Consider the following 15,664-nt stretch of genomic DNA (forward strand, 5'->3'; position numbering starts at 1 on the left):
GCTTCGTTTACTTCGCATAATCGACGGAACGTGTTTCACGAATGACCGTCACTTTAATTTGTCCAGGATAGTCGAGTTCATCCTCGATTCGCTTACAAATATCGCGTGCCATCTTACCGGCGACGACATCGTCGACGACATCAGGGCGAACGATGATCCGGACTTCTCGTCCTGCTTGAATCGCATACGATTTCTCGACGCCTTCAAACGACTCACAGATTGATTCGAGTCGCTCAAGACGACGGATGTAGCTTTCAAGCGTCTCTTGGCGAGCTCCAGGACGCGCTGCCGATAGGGCATCAGCCGCCGCCACAAGGACAGCAATCGTCGATGTCGCCTCGACGTCCCCGTGGTGGGAAGCAATCGAGTTGATGACGACCGGATGTTCTTTGTACTTCGTCGCAAGTTCTACACCGATTTCAACGTGACTACCTTCGACTTCGTGGTCGATCGCTTTACCGATGTCGTGTAAGAGTCCTGCCCGTTTCGCGAGCGTGACGTCCTCCCCGAGTTCGGCTGCCATCATCCCGGCAAGGTGAGCCACCTCGACCGAGTGAGACAAGACGTTTTGACCGTAACTTGTACGGTAGCGCATACGACCGAGTGTCTTGACGAGATCTGGATGGAGTCCATGAATGCCGGCTTCAAACGTTGCTTCTTCTCCGTACTCACGAATGCGTTCATCCACTTCACGGCGAGACTTCTCCACCATCTCTTCAATGCGAGCTGGGTGAATTCGACCGTCTTGAACGAGTTTTTCAAGCGTCATCTTCGCGATTTCACGACGAACCGGGTCAAATCCTGACAAGATGACAGCTTCTGGCGTGTCATCGATGATGAGGTCAATCCCAGTCAACGTTTCAAGCGTCCGGATGTTACGCCCTTCGCGACCGATAATGCGACCTTTCATCTCGTCACTCGGTAAGTTGACAACCGATACCGTCGTTTCGGCGACATGTTCAGCAGCATATCGTTGCATCGTGAGAGATAAGAGGTGTTTCGCTTTTTTATCCGCTTCTTGTTTTGCTTTTTGCTCGATTTCTTTTTGAAGGAGAGCAGCATCGTGAAGCGCTTCCTGCTTCGCTTCGTCCATGATGATGGTACGTGCTTCATCTTTCGAGAGGGATGCCACGCGTACAAGTTCTTGGCGTGCCTCTTCGTATAACTCCTCCACTTTGCTTTCGAGCAATTCTGCTTCACGCTTGCGTTTTTCGAGTCCTCGTTCCTGTTCATCTAGTGAATCTTCTTTCCGCTCGAGCATGTCTGCTTTGCGGTCGAGAAGCTCTTCTTTTTGAACGAGGCGATTCTCTTTCACTTTCTGGTCTTCGCGACGTTCACGTAATTCTTGTTCCGTCTCATTACGAAGTTGAATCATCTCTTCTTTTACTTCAAGCCGTGCTTCTTTTTGCATCGCTTCCGATTGTTGTTTTGCTTGCTCTACAATCTTAGTCGCTTCCGTCTCGGCACCTTGAATCTTCGCTTCGGCGATCGATTTACGCACAAAAAAACCTGCAACAAAAGCTATCGGCAAAAGGAGGATCAGAATAAGCCAGTATAGCCATTCCATCATGTTCACCTCCCTTTCGCAAGGTTATTTTATTTTTTTAATAAGTGAGATACACGGGCAAGCCCGCGTATAACTTTATTGTACTTATTTAAGAGGGAGAATGCAATGCACGGACAGGATAGAACTACCAATTGCCTAAAAAATTATACTAAAAAAATCTCACTCGAAAGAATTCGAGTGAGACGATGTGCTTATTCGTCATCGAGAAGCGAGAGGACTTCGTCGTCTTCACCTTCAACCGTAACCGTTTTTTCGCCGTTCAATCCATAGTGATCACGAATTTGTTGTTCAACTTCAGCCGCGATCGCTGGATTTTCTTTCATGTATTGCTTGGCGTTTTCACGACCTTGACCAAGACGTTCTTCATTGAACGAGTACCAAGCTCCGCTCTTTTGAACGATGTCGAGGTCGGCACCGATATCGATGAGTTCCCCTTCACGCGAGATCCCCTCACCGTACATGATATCGACTTCCGCCGTTTTGAACGGTGGCGCGATCTTGTTTTTTACAATCTTGATCTTCGTACGGTTCCCGACCATATCTTGACCTTGTTTGAGTGTCTCCGCACGACGAACTTCAAGACGTACAGATGAGTAGAATTTCAAGGCGCGGCCACCAGGAGTCGTTTCTGGGTTACCGAACATGATCCCGATTTTCTCGCGAATTTGGTTGATGAAGATGACAATCGTTTTCGATTTGTTCGTCGCACCAGACAACTTACGAAGTGCCTGTGACATCAAACGAGCTTGAAGACCGACGTGCGAATCTCCCATCTCTCCTTCGATTTCGGCTTTCGGTACGAGTGCCGCGACCGAGTCGACGACGAGGATATCGACCGCTCCCGATCGAACGAGCGCTTCTGCGATTTCAAGGGCTTGTTCCCCAGTGTCTGGCTGTGAAAGGAGCAACTCATCGATGTTGACTCCAAGGTTTTTAGCATACTTTGGATCGAGCGCATGCTCGGCATCGACGAATGCAGCTTGACCGCCACGCTTTTGAACTTCCGCAATCGCATGAAGCGCTACAGTTGTCTTACCTGAAGATTCTGGTCCGTATACTTCGATGACACGACCACGTGGATATCCACCTGCTCCGAGTGCGACGTCAAGGGCGATTGACCCTGAAGGGATGACCGATACTTGCTGGTCTGTATTTTCACCAAGGCGCATGATTGAGCCTTTACCGAATTGTTTCTCAATTTGGCGTAATGCCATTTCTAACGCTTGTTTACGATCACTCATAGATAAATGAGCCTCCTTTAATTGATACTTTTATTATACGTGAACATTTCATGATACACAAGTTTTTTACGAACATTTATTCGCCTTTTTTCATTTGTTGAATGAGCGTCCATAATCCATCCTTTGCAGCTCGCATGCGGATGATATTCCGTTCTTGATGGGGGTAATTCCGTTCGATGACCTCAATTCCGTCCGGTGTCTTCACGCCGATGTAGACCGTACCGACCGGATGACCTGAATTCGATGTCGGTCCCGCCTCACCAGTAAAAGATAGGGCATAGTCGGCATGTGTCCCCTTGGACAATCCGCTCACCATCTCATAGGCTACTTCTTTTGAGACGACCGAATGTTGTTCAATTGTATCAAGAGAGACCCCTAAATACCTATTTTTTAGCTCATTCGAATACGTCACGACTCCCCCTAGAAAAACAGCTGACGCACCAGGTGTCGATGTAATCATTGACTGAACTTCACCACCGGTCAACGACTCGGCAACAGCGAGCGTCTGATTCAACCGTGACAATGATTGAATGAGATGTGATGCGATTGTTTCATCGTCAGAACCGAAGTAGTACGAGCCGACCCGTCTCAGAATTTCGGTCTTCACTTCTTCAATCATCTGGCGTGCGGTCGCTTCGTCTGTCGCACGGGCACTAATTCGAAGCCTTGCCTCGCCCGTCTCGGCATAAGGGGCGACAGTCGGATTCGAACCGTCCAATAAGTCTTTCACGGCATCGTCGAGAGCGGATTCCCCGATCTCATAAAAGCGTAACGATTCCGAGACGAGTGTCGCACCTGAGAGTTTCTTTGGAAACGTAGCCTCGACCAATGCCTTCATCTCTCGTGGCACGCCCGGTAAAAGCATCCATGTCGTCTCCCCGTCAATCCACATCCCCGGAGCAAGTCCAACTGGATTTTGTAGCACATCGGCACCGCTTAGCACATCGGCTTGACGAGCATCCCCGTCATTCATCTCCCGGTCGCGTGACAGAAGGAATCGTTGAATCGTTTCATACGCTTCCATATCCCGCACGATTGGACGTTCGAGTAAGTCGGAAAGGACCGTTTTCGTGACGTCATCTGCCGTCGGCCCGAGCCCACCCGTGACAATGACAAAGTCGGAACGGCGACGGGCGGTTTCGAAAATCTCTTTCATTCGTGCCGCGTTATCCCCTACAACTTGATGATACAAGACTGGCACGCCGTACTTCGACAGTTGTTCTGATATGTAACTCGCATTCGTATTGACGATTTCCCCTAAGAGCAACTCGCTTCCTACCGCAATGATTTCGGCTCGTTTCATCTCAATTCCTCCTCGACTTCAAAAAAAAGACGAGCTAGATCAACCAACTCGTCTCTGTCGACTTACATCGACTTCACAATAATTTTATAGTTTTGTGCGAAATACTCGGCACCTGAATAAATTGTCAGGGCAAGGGCCAACCACATCGCCCACTCACCGAACGGAATGCCGACATAGCTGAAAATCGGATTACCGAACAGTAAGAAGATGATCGCAAAAAGTTGCACCCACGTCTTTGCTTTTCCAGACTTTCCGGCCGCGACGACAATTCCTTCATCGGCAGCGACGAGGCGTAAGCCCGTGACCGCGAATTCACGTGACAAAATCACGACGACGACCCACGCTGCGACGAGATCCATCTCTACAAGCAACACGAGTGCTGCCGTGACGAGCAATTTGTCTGCGAGCGGGTCCATAAATTTACCAAAGTTCGTGACTAAGTTATGCTTACGTGCCAAATGACCGTCCAACCAGTCCGTAATGGCCGCGATGGTAAAAATCACACCAGCAATGAATTGGTGAACAGGGACATCGGCACCTAAAAAAGCAATGCTTCCCCAATCAAAATCAACAGCGAGTAAGACGACGAATACGGGGATCAAGACCACTCGTAGCATCGTCAATCGGTTAGGTAGGTTCATGTAGAACGCCTCCTCTTAGAAGGAGAGTCGACTTATTCGGCGTCGACTCTCTTTACAAAAATATTTTGTGTGACCGGAGACTCTTGAAGCTCGAGCTCACGACCGTTGACGACGATTTTCTCAACGCCTGCAATGAGTCCGATTCGAATACGAAGCGTGTCCGTCTCGGCGTCTTCGATGACAATCGGGTTCTGTTTCGACTGGTTCGGATACTCCGGTGCAAGAAACGCCCCTTCTAACGACGTATCACGAACACCAACATATGAAGCAGGTGAATCTTTTACATAAATCTCAGTCGAAAGTTTATCACTTGTCGCGAGTTCATATGTGATGTCTGCTCCGTTCGATTCCGTTACCGCAATCGGACCAGATTCCGCTGGCGGTTCTTCTTCGGCAGGTGTTTCTTCAGCAGGTTCTTCATCGGCAGGCTCATCTGCCGGGACATCTTTATTTTGATCGACCGTGACCCCTGAACTTGGTGGTTCGGCCGGACTCGCATCCTGACCACCAAAATCGATGCTTCTCACTGCAAAATAAACGGCCGTGATGAGCAAGAACACCGTGAGGGCGAGAAGCACTTTCGGGACCCAACGCGAGACTCGACTCGTCGACTCTGAAGCTTTTGAATACGTCTTCTTCCGAGAAAGTTGAACGGTTGGCTGTGCCTCGATGACCGGTAAATCTTTAGCATACGTCTCATACAGTTCATCCACATCAAGACCGAGCGACTCCGCATACGTTTTGATGAACGCCCGTGCATAGAAAGAGCCAGGGAGATTTTTGTAATCACCTTCCTCAATCGCGATGATATAGCGCTTTTGAATCTTTGTCGTCTGCTGGATTTGGTCGAGCGTCAATCCGCTCTCTTCACGCTTTTGTTTCAAAAAAGTCCCTAGTTCTGTCACAGGGGTCCACACCTTCCATTCACATAATTATTCAAACCATTCTGACTCACGATGCGTTTCTTGTGGGATGATAATCGTTTCATCCGGATTGTTTCTCAATTCAATAATATAATCAAAGTCTTCATACACGCAATCGGTGTTTCGGACATATAGGTCAGGGTGTTCGATGACTTTCACAGCAGGCAACCGCATGACTTCACGGATGAGCTGTCGATGTCGCTCATCCATCGTACGGGTAGAGACAGCACCATCGATTATGTATACGTGATCGCCTTCCCGCTCCTCTTCAAACAAGGAGGTCCGAACGGTCTGTTTCATCAATGTCGAGGATAAAAACAACCATCGTTTGTTCGCACATACACTTGCTGCGACAATCGATTCTGTCTTTCCGACGCGCGGATTACCGCGTACCCCAATCAACAAATGACGTTCTTCCTTCATCAGTTCTGCGACGAAATCCACGAGGATCCCTAGGTCCTCCCGGACGAAGCGGAACGTCTTCTTGTCATCACTGTCATGATCGATATACCGACCATGCCGAATCGCGATCCGGTCCCGTAATTTCGGACGGCGCAATTTAATGACGGCGATGGCTTCCATTCGCTTTAAAATATGCTCGAGACGATGGACGTGATCAGCTGCCGGAGCTTTAAGCAACATCCCGCGACGCTGAAGATCGACCCCATTGATGGTCACGATGGAGATTTGGAGCATTCCCATGAGAGACGCGATGTCTCCGAGGATACCCGGTCGATTTTGACACAATTCATATTCGAGATACCACTCTTCGAATTTATGTTCCATCCCCAACCATCCTTTCGAGCGAGTTCGCTACCTAGCCTATTTTAAATTATTTTAGAAGAATTGAAAAGAACAGGTTTATGCGGATACAATCATTGCCATCCGCCATCGATGCGTAACACGGCGCCTGTCATATACGAGGCATCTGATGAACATAAGAATCGGATTGTCTTGGCCACATCCTCAACATCCCCAAGACGACCAAGCGGAATGTCATCCGTCACCATTTGTTTCGTCTCTTCTACCGTATCATTCATCGGCGTATCAATCCACCCTGGGGTCACCGCATTGATTCGAACGTTGAACGGACCCGCCTCTCGCGCGAACGATTTGACAAAGCCAAGCTGTGCCGCTTTGACGGTCGAATAAAACACCTCAGCCGCCGCTCCAACTTCTCCCCATACACTCGAGACGATCACGATGTCGAGTTGACGGGCATACGGTTTTTTCGCAACGACAGACTGAATGAGTCGCACCATGGCGCGAACATGTACTTCATAAAGAAGGTCGAGTTCACTGATTGATTGGTCAACAACGAGACCATGTTGTGCGTGACCCGCCACATAAACGATGCGATCAACGATATCGATGGAGGATACCCATTCCTCAACGGCGATTCGGTCAGACAGGTCGCAGGTGATCAGTTCGGCTTGAACCTTTTCCGTCTCAATCAATCGCGCAAGTCGATCACGACCTTGATTCGCATGTAAGATTAGCTCGTCGTCACGAAAAGCGAGCGAGACGGCGCGCCCAATGGCACCGCTCGCTCCAACAATCAACGTCTTCATGGTTTTTTGACGATGCATACCGTTCGTTGTTCAGGACGGAACAATCGACTGTACGCTTCATATAGTTCATCTCGTGTGATGGCATCGATCAAGTTCGGAATATCAAACAGATTCCCATCATTCAGCGCATAGCGAGAAAATTGATTAGCGATGAACTCCGGTGAATTCAAAGCTTTTAAAAATTGCCCTTGCATCATGCGTTTCTTCCGGTCCAGTGTCTCTTGAGTGAGTTGAAGGGGACGTTCCAACGCCTCTGTCACCCGTCCTACAAACGTCTCAACTTCAGGCGTCTCCATTGACAAGGCGGCGAAGGCGAACGTTTCTTCTGACGTGTAGTCGAACGAGAAGGCATCATCAATCAATCCTTCCGCGTACAATTCTGTATAGAGTGGCGCCGTCGTGTCGAAGAGGGCATGCATGAGCAGCTCCACTGTCAACTCTTGCTTGAGGCCCGCTTCCCCTGCTTGCGGGACATCTTTATACCCAATCATGACTTTCGGTACAGAGACATCCATTTCGATGATGCGTTCTGACAGACGAACCGTAAGCGGTTCATCAATCGATTCACGGGTACGTAACGTCGGTTCGTCAAATGATTTGGCGGACTGATTGTTCTGAATGAGTTCGAGCATGTCATCCGGCTCGATATTCCCGACAATGAACAGTACCATGTTGCTCGGATGATAGAACGCTTGATGACAAGTATATAAATCTTCCGCAGTGATTTCAGCGATCGATTCGATTGTCCCGGCGATATCGATCTTGACAGGATGCGTCTCGTACATCGCCTCAATCAAACCGAAATACAATCGCCATCCCGGGTTGTCTTGATACATTTGAATCTCTTGTCCGATGATTCCTTTTTCTTTCTCCACTGACTCTTTCGTAAAATAAGGAGTCTGGACGAAGTCAAGAAGCGTTTGCACGTTCTCTTTGACATTTGATGTGGCACCGAACAAGTAAGCCGTCCGCGTGAAGGAAGTGAAGGCGTTCGCTGACGCCCCTTGGCGACCAAATTGTTGAAAGACGTCACCGTCCTCCTTCTCGAACATCTTATGTTCTAAGAAATGGGCGATACCATCGGGAACTTCTATCCAGTCCTCTAGTTTGAAGCGCCGGTCAATCGAGCCATATTTGGTCGTAAACGTCGCAAACGTTTTTTCATATCCGATTTTTTTCAGTAAGTAAACGGAGAGCCCATTTTCGAGAACATGATGATGTAAGGTCTCCCCGACATTAGGAAAGTCTAATTTCATGCTTCTCCTCCTTTCAAGCAATACACGGCTTCGAGCTCAATTTCTTTTGCAAGGGCGACGACTTGATCTCGCGTCGTATTTTCAATGATCGCCATCTCTTCATCTAAAGAGAATGGGCGAATGTCTGACCCACTCATCCAGCCAATCAATTGACGTGGACTGTCTCCGAGTTGACGACGTTGATGGAACAACATTTCTTTCGTCTGTTGTAACGTCTCATCTTCAAACTCGCCTGCCTGTAATGCCTTCAATTGTTCCTCGATGATCTGTTCGGTCTTTTGCTGGTTCGACGCATCGATGCCGGCATAGACGAACAATTTCCGACTGAGGGAGCTGTATTGAGAGGCGGCATAGTACGCCAAACTCTCCTTTTCTCGGACGTTCATGAACAGTTTCGAGTGAGGGAACCCGCCGAATAGTCCATTCAGGACCTGCATGCGAATCGCATCTTCGGTCCTTGGGTCGACATCAAGGGCATAAGCGAGATGAAGCTTACTTTGTTTGATATCTTGATGTTCTTCTAAACGTTTGAACTCTGCACGACTTGCTTCAGGTAACAGACGCGAGCGACGTGTACCGAGAGGTTCTAATGGTTCGAAGGCAACTTCGACTTGCTCACGACTGACGTCACCGACGACATAGATGTCAACCCGATCGTTTTGAATCATCGACTTATAAGCCTCATACAACGACTTTGGTGTAACGTGGTCGAGTTGTTCGAGCGTACCGAGTGACGGAATCGCAAGCTCTCCTCCAAGCATCTCTTGCAAACGCTGTTGGGCGAATCGCATTTTGTCATCATAGACCGATTCGATGCGTTGACGCTGTAACCGACGCTCCTGCTCTACGATTAGTGGTTGAAATGCTCCATCATAGGCATTCGGACGAAGCAACACGTCTTCAAGTAACTTGATTGCCTGACTCAACACATCTTCTCCGACAAGATGGTCGTTGACGACTTCAAGTTGGAATTGGATGACATGTTCTTTACCGATTTTAGATGCTCCTGCGTACAAATTCGTATCAAACAAATCTTCTAGCGGTGTGTGAAATAACTCGATGGATGGGTACGTTGCCGTCGACTTCTCCATGATGAATGGGAGTAATGCCCGATCCGCAACCGTCTCTGCCGACAACGGTGCGGCGAATGACACGAGACATGTCGTCGTTTTAAATTTTTTGGTCGGATAGACCGAATAGTGCAATTGATGTTGGAACTGAACGATCCCTTTCATCAGCCGATCACTCCTTTTTTCGTTTTGGTTGAAACACGGCAGCGCCGCGTGCATATTCTTGGTCCGGCACCCCTGCTACGACATTCGCGTAACGGGCGACTGTAAATAAGTAATCACTTAAACGGTTAAAATAAGGCAACTGCCTGTCAGCGACACCGAGTGCAGACAAATCACGCTCGACGCGACGACAGACGGAGCGGGCGACGTGCAAACTAGCTGCCGCGACACTGCCACCAGGAAGGATGAAGCGCACGAGTTCTGGACAAGACTCTTCCCACTCATCCATCCAGCGTTCGAGCTCCGTCACGATCGATAAATCGACCGTTTTCGGAGGTTCTTCCGTATACATCAGTTCCGAACCAAGGTCGAACAAATCATGCTGAATCTTCGTCAATTGTTCTCGAAGTGTCGTATCCTCCTGATGAGCGATGGCAAGCCCAATCTGACTATTCAACTCATCGAGATGACCCATCGCTTCAATCTGAGGATGATGCTTCTCGACCCGACTCCCAATCAATGAGGTCTCACCGGTGTCACCGGTACGAGTATATCGTTTCATTCGTCTCCCCCCATAAAATGCCACAAATGGTGACTCAAGCGAGTCACCATTACGAGTTGTGTGGTTGTTCAAATGGTAAGTAAATGTCGAACGTCGTGCCGACCCCGAGGGTACTTGATACACTGACTTTTCCGTGATGGGCATCGACCACATTTTTTACGATGGCAAGGCCGATTCCTGTCCCTGTCTTCGAACCACTCGTTCTTGCCTTATCGGCTTTATAGAATCGTTCGAAAACAAACGGTAAGTCTTCTTTAGGAATTCCGTGTCCCGTATCAGTCAATTGAATCCGTAACCCATCGGTTTCTTCCGTTGCCACAATTCGAATCTCACCAGAGTCGGTATGGGCAATGGCATTACCGATCAAGTTCGTGAACACTTGTTCGAGACGGTCCCCGTCTGCTTCAATCTGTCGGTGCGGTACGTCCGTCTGTAATCGAATCTCTTTTTCAGATGCCATTTGATTAAACTTCCGCATGACACGAGGCAAGAAATCACCGATATCAAACGTACTGAATTTCATCGTCTCTTTACCCGATTCGATGCGTGCCAAATCCAATAAGTCATTGACGAGTCGTGCCAAACGGAGCGATTCGTCATAGATGATGGAGGCGAACTCTTTCGTCGCCTCGTCGCTCTCTGTCATGCCATCGATGATGGCTTCTGAATATCCTTGTAGCGTCACGAGCGGCGTTCGAAGTTCGTGGCTAATGTTCGCCACGAAGTCGGTCCGCATCTTATCGAGACGATGGCTCTCGGACGTATCACGAAGGACCACGACAGCCCCTTCGAAATCATCTTCACCGACGAGCGGTGTGACCGTGAGTGTATAGTACCGATCGTCCTGCTTCACTTCGATCGTCTTTTCGGATGCCCCCTCCATCACTTCTTCATAGAGTGACAAGACGACTTCATGTGGTTGCCCCTCATGAAGCAACGGACTCGCTTGAGGATTCGTGACAATCACGTTCGCATGACGATCGAGTGTGATGACACCATCCGCCATCGAACGAAGAATCGACGCAAGTTGCAACCGTTCCCGGTCGAGCGCATCGACATACTTCGCCAGCTGACTGCTCATTGCGTTGAAGGAAGCAGCGAGTTCGCCAATCTCATCTCGTGTTTTCGTCTCGAGACGTAAATCGAACTGGCCTTCCCCCGTCTTATTGACAGCATCACGCATTGCACGAAGCGGCGCCGTGATTCGAGTCGATAGGAAGAACGCGAAAACGGTCGTGACAATGATGGCCGAAGCAACGGTCCAAAGAATAATGGTTCGTGCCCCCGCGTTCGCACTTGAGATGGCATCGAGAGGTTCTAGCAAGTAAAGTGTGTATTGACCACTCGACAACGTAAATGTGGTTCGGTAAGCAAGAGCAGCTTGATCGTCAAAAGAGGAAAAGTTGCCGATCGCCGTTTCTCCTGCTGCCTGGTACGCTTCCCAATCTTGGCGACCAAGTTCGACCATCAACTCATCCACTTGATCCCCGAAGTTGGAACGAACGGTCCCATTCTCCAAGATGTAGTTGGCCCCATAAACTTCGATAATTTGATCAATCGTTTGGGACGTGTCACCTTCATTCAATAATACCGATTGAACCTGTCCTCCAAGTTTGGCGAGATGTCCTCGTTCTTGGTCAATGTGAAACGAATTGAAAAATTCGAGCATCAATACCGAGACGATGAATAAGATGACACTGACTAAAACGAGAATCGTCAGCCATAGTTTCGTGACGATGCTGTTTCGACGAAGCATCATTCACTAGCAGCTTCGAACTTGTACCCGACACCCCATACAGTCGTGATCATGTGAGCCGCATCTGGCGAGACGCGGTTCAATTTTTCACGTAGGCGTTTCACGTGTGTATCGACGGTCCGAAGGTCTCCGAAAAATTCGTAGTTCCATACTTCTTTTAACAGTTGCTCACGAGAAAAGACTTTATCCACCTGTTTGGCTAGGAAGAATAACAATTCATATTCTTTCGGTGTGAGTGCAATCTCTTCCCCGTCAACCGTGACACGGTGTGCATCGTTATCAATCGTCAAATGTGGGAAAACAATCAAGTCTTTCGATTTCTCGCTCGTTTGCATGAATTTCGTAGAACCAGAGCGACGAAGGAGTGCCTTGACGCGAAGTACGACTTCACGTGGACTGAACGGTTTGACGATGTAATCGTCCGCTCCGACTTCAAATCCTTGCACACGATCGATTTCTTCACCTTTCGCAGTAAGCATGATGACCGGTGTCGCTTTCGTTTTCCGGAGTTCTGTACATACTTCGACCCCGTCCATTTTCGGCATCATCAAATCAAGTAAGATTACGTCGTATTCGTTTTCAAGGGCGAGCGCAAGTGCCTCTTCGCCGTTGATGGCTTCTTCAATTACGTACTGTTCACGTTCTAAGTACATTTTCAAAAGTCGGCGAATTCTCTCTTCGTCGTCGACTACTAAAATCTTCGTTTTCTCAGCCATACCTAAAACCCTCCTAAGACCCATTACGAGTTGTAGTGAATGTTGCACATTTGTGAACATTCCACTCTCTGCCATAACTATACCACTCTATTATTTCGCTTCACAACGATGATTTGGTGGACAAAATGAAAAAGAAGTCACAATTGTGACTTCTTTTGTGTCATGCATATGAATGAAGACCGGCGATGACCAAGTTTACGAAGACGAGGTTGAACATGATGATTCCAAATCCACCGACACATAGCCATGCCGCTCTCGTACCTGTCCACCCGCGCTGAATCCGCATATGCAAGTAGTAGACATAGGTGAGCATCGTAATCAAGGCCCATACCTCTTTTGGATCCCAACCCCAGAAACGGTTCCAGGCAATCTGCGCCCAAATCATCGCGAAGATGAGACCACCAAGAATAAAGACGGGTAATCCGATCGCAACCGAACGATAGCTGATTTCATCAGCAAGGTCGAGATCGACTTTTTTCGCAAGCGGTTGAAGTGCCTCAGCGACTCGTTTACGCAAAATGACGAATCGAAGTAGTACATAAATCACAATTCCACCGATGATTGACCAAATCAGTGTGTTCAACTTGAGCGTGTTAATCCAGTTCGGCAATTCGAGTGACAAACCACTCGCACCAGACAATAACTGAGCACCCTCCGGTACGAACAAAATCGGCATAAAGTATTCATACGATTCGGCTTGTCCTCGGTCGTTCGTGAACTCGACGACACCACCAGCGCCAATCCCTTTAAAGAGCATCGAGACGAGGATAAAACCGAGCGTACACATGAGGACGAACATCGTCACTTCGAGCCACGTCCGTGATTTCGATTGCTCTTTCATTGATGTTTCATTCAATAAGAAAATGAGCCCCGAGGCGAAACTGATTGCCAAAATCCCTTGTCCGAGCGCCGCCGTTGTCACGTGGATTTTTAACCACACACTGTTCAGTGCCGGAATGAGCGGCGCGACTTCGCTTGAAAACATTGATGCGAAGGCAATAACGAGTAACGCCACCGGCATCGCAAACAAGCCAAGTACGTCATTCTTATAAATTCCGTACACAACGAGGAATCCAACGACCATCATCATACCAAAGAACGTCGTGTACTCGTATAAGTTCGATACCGGTGCATAACCGACACCTGCCCAACGCATAAAGAAATATGTCAATTGAGCGATAAAACCGATAATTGCCAAGATATATGCATACTTCCCGTAAGCAATCCGGTTGACGTTCCGTTCTTTACGCATGCCACTCACAGCAATGGTAAAGAGCACCGTTGAGATTGCGTAAAGGAAGAACGCGATAAACAGCATACGGCTGCTCCATTCAATCCATTCCATCAAGATTCCCCTCTTTCATCTATTGACTCGTTCTCAGATTTCGATGTGAACCTTGCCTGGTCTTCCCACATCGGCAGTCCTGTTTGCTCTAGTAACGGTGAAACCTCCCGACGGAGCGAGGACGGGTTTTTGTTCGTGAAGCCCGCAACGAGCACATCGTTTTCATGACGACGAATCCAGACACGTCGATGTGGCCAATACATTCCCATCACGATCCCAATCATGAAGATCGTTGCACCAACGATGAGAATTGGATATGTCGAGTCACTCTTCACTCGAAGTCCGCTCGTACTCGCCATCTCGGTACCCGCAAATTTCACTTCATAGCGGTTGTCTTCATCGGCTACATTGAGTCGAATTCCAATCAAATTCGATTCTGTCGCGCCATCTGGCGTTTCGACATTGAAGAAGAATGCAGGATTAAGTGCACGCGGCGATTTCGTGTTCGGTTGTCCGTCTTTTACTTCAAAGTCGGGATATAAATCCTTCAGCGAAACCGTGACTCCATTGAGATCATACGATTGTTCCGGATTCTCCAAATCAACTTTAAACGGACCATACTCATCACCTGTTTGCTTATCAGCGAGCATGAACGACATCGACAAGAACTCTGGACGACTCGAATATTGCTCCTGATACACTTCAAACTTATCGAATTTAAACGGGTGGTTGACTTTTGTCGAACCAGTATCGATTTGTTCGAGTTGCGGCGATCCGTCCTCGTTCATTCCCGTTTTTTTGAATAATGTCAGTTCGGTCTCATAGTTTTTAGGAACGGCTCCCGCTTTTTCAATGGCTGCTGCAAATTTCGCATCTTCTTCATTGTTTTCCGGGTCGTACATCTCCAGGATGAACTGATCGTTCCGCAAATAATATTCACCGTCCGTCGCTTCTAACGAAACCGTATCTCCTTCGCGCACCCATTCGAGCGTGTCCGTATGGAATGCAGGGAATACGCGGAGCATCGCCCCAAGGAAGAAGATGACGAGTCCGACGTGGTTAACATATGGACCCCAACGTCCGAAACGGTGTTTCTCCGCCAGTAGCGCATCTCCGTCCCGTTTGACATGATACCGCTTCTTCTTGAGTGCAACCTCCATCTCATCCATTTGGGCATCAGTTGCTTCACCTTGTCCGAAAAGACGTTGCCCTTTCATAAAGCGTTCTGTGCGTCTGATCGGTTGATGTTTAAGTGCCTTATAGAGCGGCACACCTCGGTCAATGGATACAACGATAAGCGAGAGCGTCAACATGACAATCAGGCTGATATACCACCACGATGTATAGAGGTTATGGAATCCGAGGGCATAATAAATCGAACCCGGTGTCCCATACTCCTCCAGATAGTACTGTTCAGGAGGTAACTGTTGTGGGATATACATCTCTTGAGGGAAGATTGTTCCGATTGCCGAACCGACAATAATCAGACCAATCAACCATAAACCTACTTTGACCGAAGCGAAAAAGCTCCATATGCGGTCAATAATCGATCTCGGACGACGCTTCGACCGTAAATCAGCGCCATCATATTTCATATCTAGCATCTGTGCG

At 48.4% G+C, this 15,664-nt stretch carries 14 protein-coding genes; all 14 read right to left on the reverse strand.

Annotated elements, in window-relative coordinates; all coding sequences use genetic code 11:
- Window positions 1–7: 7 nt before the first annotated feature.
- The 14 genes from rny to resB all read right to left on the reverse strand — a co-directional run bounded on the left by rny (window position 8) and on the right by resB (window position 15,657).
- Window positions 8–1,570 carry a ribonuclease Y gene (rny, locus tag KNO94_RS03095; RefSeq protein WP_483299162.1) on the reverse strand — a complete coding sequence of 521 codons (1,563 nt, stop codon included), beginning with the start codon at window positions 1,568–1,570 and terminating at the stop codon, window positions 8–10.
- Between the two features lie 188 nt (window positions 1,571–1,758).
- Window positions 1,759–2,808: a recombinase RecA gene (gene recA, locus KNO94_RS03100; RefSeq protein ID WP_012726480.1), complete on the reverse strand. Its 1,050-nt coding sequence runs from the start codon at window positions 2,806–2,808 to the stop codon at window positions 1,759–1,761.
- Window positions 2,809–2,884: 76 nt separating this feature from the next.
- On the reverse strand, window positions 2,885–4,111 hold the full coding sequence (locus KNO94_RS03105; RefSeq protein WP_214777420.1) for a competence/damage-inducible protein A: 1,227 nt from the start codon (window positions 4,109–4,111) through the stop codon (window positions 2,885–2,887).
- Between the two features lie 62 nt (window positions 4,112–4,173).
- Window positions 4,174–4,752, reverse strand: a complete 579-nt coding sequence (pgsA, locus tag KNO94_RS03110) for a CDP-diacylglycerol--glycerol-3-phosphate 3-phosphatidyltransferase (protein WP_214740930.1) — start codon at window positions 4,750–4,752, stop codon at window positions 4,174–4,176.
- A gap of 32 nt (window positions 4,753–4,784) precedes the next feature.
- The gene (locus tag KNO94_RS03115) at window positions 4,785–5,657 is read right to left on the reverse strand and encodes a helix-turn-helix domain-containing protein (RefSeq protein WP_214777422.1); all 873 of its coding nucleotides are present in this window, start codon (window positions 5,655–5,657) and stop codon (window positions 4,785–4,787) included.
- Between the two features lie 27 nt (window positions 5,658–5,684).
- Window positions 5,685–6,461, reverse strand: coding sequence for a YmfK family protein (locus KNO94_RS03120; RefSeq protein WP_012726484.1), 777 nt, complete (start codon window positions 6,459–6,461; stop codon window positions 5,685–5,687).
- An 89-nt stretch (window positions 6,462–6,550) separates the two neighbouring features.
- Window positions 6,551–7,246, reverse strand: a complete 696-nt coding sequence (gene ymfI / locus KNO94_RS03125) for an elongation factor P 5-aminopentanone reductase (RefSeq protein ID WP_214740934.1) — start codon at window positions 7,244–7,246, stop codon at window positions 6,551–6,553.
- Window positions 7,243–8,502 (reverse strand): EF-P 5-aminopentanol modification-associated protein YfmH, encoded by a 1,260-nt coding sequence (gene yfmH, locus KNO94_RS03130; RefSeq protein ID WP_214777424.1) that lies wholly within the window; start codon window positions 8,500–8,502, stop codon window positions 7,243–7,245. The genes ymfI and yfmH overlap by 4 nt, the downstream gene beginning before the upstream one ends.
- On the reverse strand, window positions 8,499–9,737 hold the full coding sequence (gene yfmF, locus KNO94_RS03135; RefSeq protein WP_214777426.1) for an EF-P 5-aminopentanol modification-associated protein YfmF: 1,239 nt from the start codon (window positions 9,735–9,737) through the stop codon (window positions 8,499–8,501). Before yfmF ends, yfmH begins: the two co-directional genes overlap by 4 nt.
- Before the next feature lie 7 nt (window positions 9,738–9,744).
- Window positions 9,745–10,296 (reverse strand): cob(I)yrinic acid a,c-diamide adenosyltransferase, encoded by a 552-nt coding sequence (locus KNO94_RS03140; RefSeq protein ID WP_214777428.1) that lies wholly within the window; start codon window positions 10,294–10,296, stop codon window positions 9,745–9,747.
- A gap of 49 nt (window positions 10,297–10,345) precedes the next feature.
- Window positions 10,346–12,052, reverse strand: coding sequence for a sensor histidine kinase (locus KNO94_RS03145; protein WP_251125772.1), 1,707 nt, complete (start codon window positions 12,050–12,052; stop codon window positions 10,346–10,348).
- Window positions 12,052–12,768, reverse strand: coding sequence for a response regulator transcription factor (locus KNO94_RS03150; protein ID WP_214740944.1), 717 nt, complete (start codon window positions 12,766–12,768; stop codon window positions 12,052–12,054). Before KNO94_RS03150 ends, KNO94_RS03145 begins: the two co-directional genes overlap by 1 nt.
- A gap of 160 nt (window positions 12,769–12,928) precedes the next feature.
- The gene (ccsB, locus tag KNO94_RS03155; RefSeq protein WP_214740946.1) at window positions 12,929–14,113 is read right to left on the reverse strand and encodes a c-type cytochrome biogenesis protein CcsB; all 1,185 of its coding nucleotides are present in this window, start codon (window positions 14,111–14,113) and stop codon (window positions 12,929–12,931) included.
- A complete protein-coding gene (resB, locus tag KNO94_RS03160; RefSeq protein ID WP_214777431.1) occupies window positions 14,113–15,657 on the reverse strand; it encodes a cytochrome c biogenesis protein ResB in 1,545 nt (514 codons plus the stop codon). Before resB ends, ccsB begins: the two co-directional genes overlap by 1 nt.
- Window positions 15,658–15,664 lie beyond the last annotated feature (7 nt).

It is taken from the genome of Exiguobacterium sp. s22, from assembly GCF_018617455.1.
In the GTDB taxonomy this organism is placed as follows: Bacteria; Bacillota; Bacilli; order Exiguobacteriales; family Exiguobacteriaceae; genus Exiguobacterium.

Excerpts from the sequence above, each read along its gene's own strand:
- rny (WP_483299162.1), bottom strand. The coding sequence starts at position 1,570 with ATGATGGAATGGCTATACTGGCTTATTCTGATCCTCCTTTTGCCGATA.
- yfmF (WP_214777426.1), bottom strand. The coding sequence starts at position 9,737 with ATGAAAGGGATCGTTCAGTTCCAACATCAATTGCACTATTCGGTCTAT.
- KNO94_RS03120 (WP_012726484.1), bottom strand. The coding sequence starts at position 6,461 with ATGGAACATAAATTCGAAGAGTGGTATCTCGAATATGAATTGTGTCAA.
- ymfI (WP_214740934.1), bottom strand. The coding sequence starts at position 7,246 with ATGAAGACGTTGATTGTTGGAGCGAGCGGTGCCATTGGGCGCGCCGTC.
- recA (WP_012726480.1), bottom strand. The coding sequence starts at position 2,808 with ATGAGTGATCGTAAACAAGCGTTAGAAATGGCATTACGCCAAATTGAG.
- KNO94_RS03140 (WP_214777428.1), bottom strand. The coding sequence starts at position 10,296 with ATGAAACGATATACTCGTACCGGTGACACCGGTGAGACCTCATTGATT.
- pgsA (WP_214740930.1), bottom strand. The coding sequence starts at position 4,752 with ATGAACCTACCTAACCGATTGACGATGCTACGAGTGGTCTTGATCCCC.
- KNO94_RS03105 (WP_214777420.1), bottom strand. The coding sequence starts at position 4,111 with ATGAAACGAGCCGAAATCATTGCGGTAGGAAGCGAGTTGCTCTTAGGG.
- ccsB (WP_214740946.1), bottom strand. The coding sequence starts at position 14,113 with ATGGAATGGATTGAATGGAGCAGCCGTATGCTGTTTATCGCGTTCTTC.
- resB (WP_214777431.1), bottom strand. The coding sequence starts at position 15,657 with ATGCTAGATATGAAATATGATGGCGCTGATTTACGGTCGAAGCGTCGT.
- KNO94_RS03150 (WP_214740944.1), bottom strand. The coding sequence starts at position 12,768 with ATGGCTGAGAAAACGAAGATTTTAGTAGTCGACGACGAAGAGAGAATT.
- KNO94_RS03145 (WP_251125772.1), bottom strand. The coding sequence starts at position 12,052 with ATGCTTCGTCGAAACAGCATCGTCACGAAACTATGGCTGACGATTCTC.
- yfmH (WP_214777424.1), bottom strand. The coding sequence starts at position 8,502 with ATGAAATTAGACTTTCCTAATGTCGGGGAGACCTTACATCATCATGTT.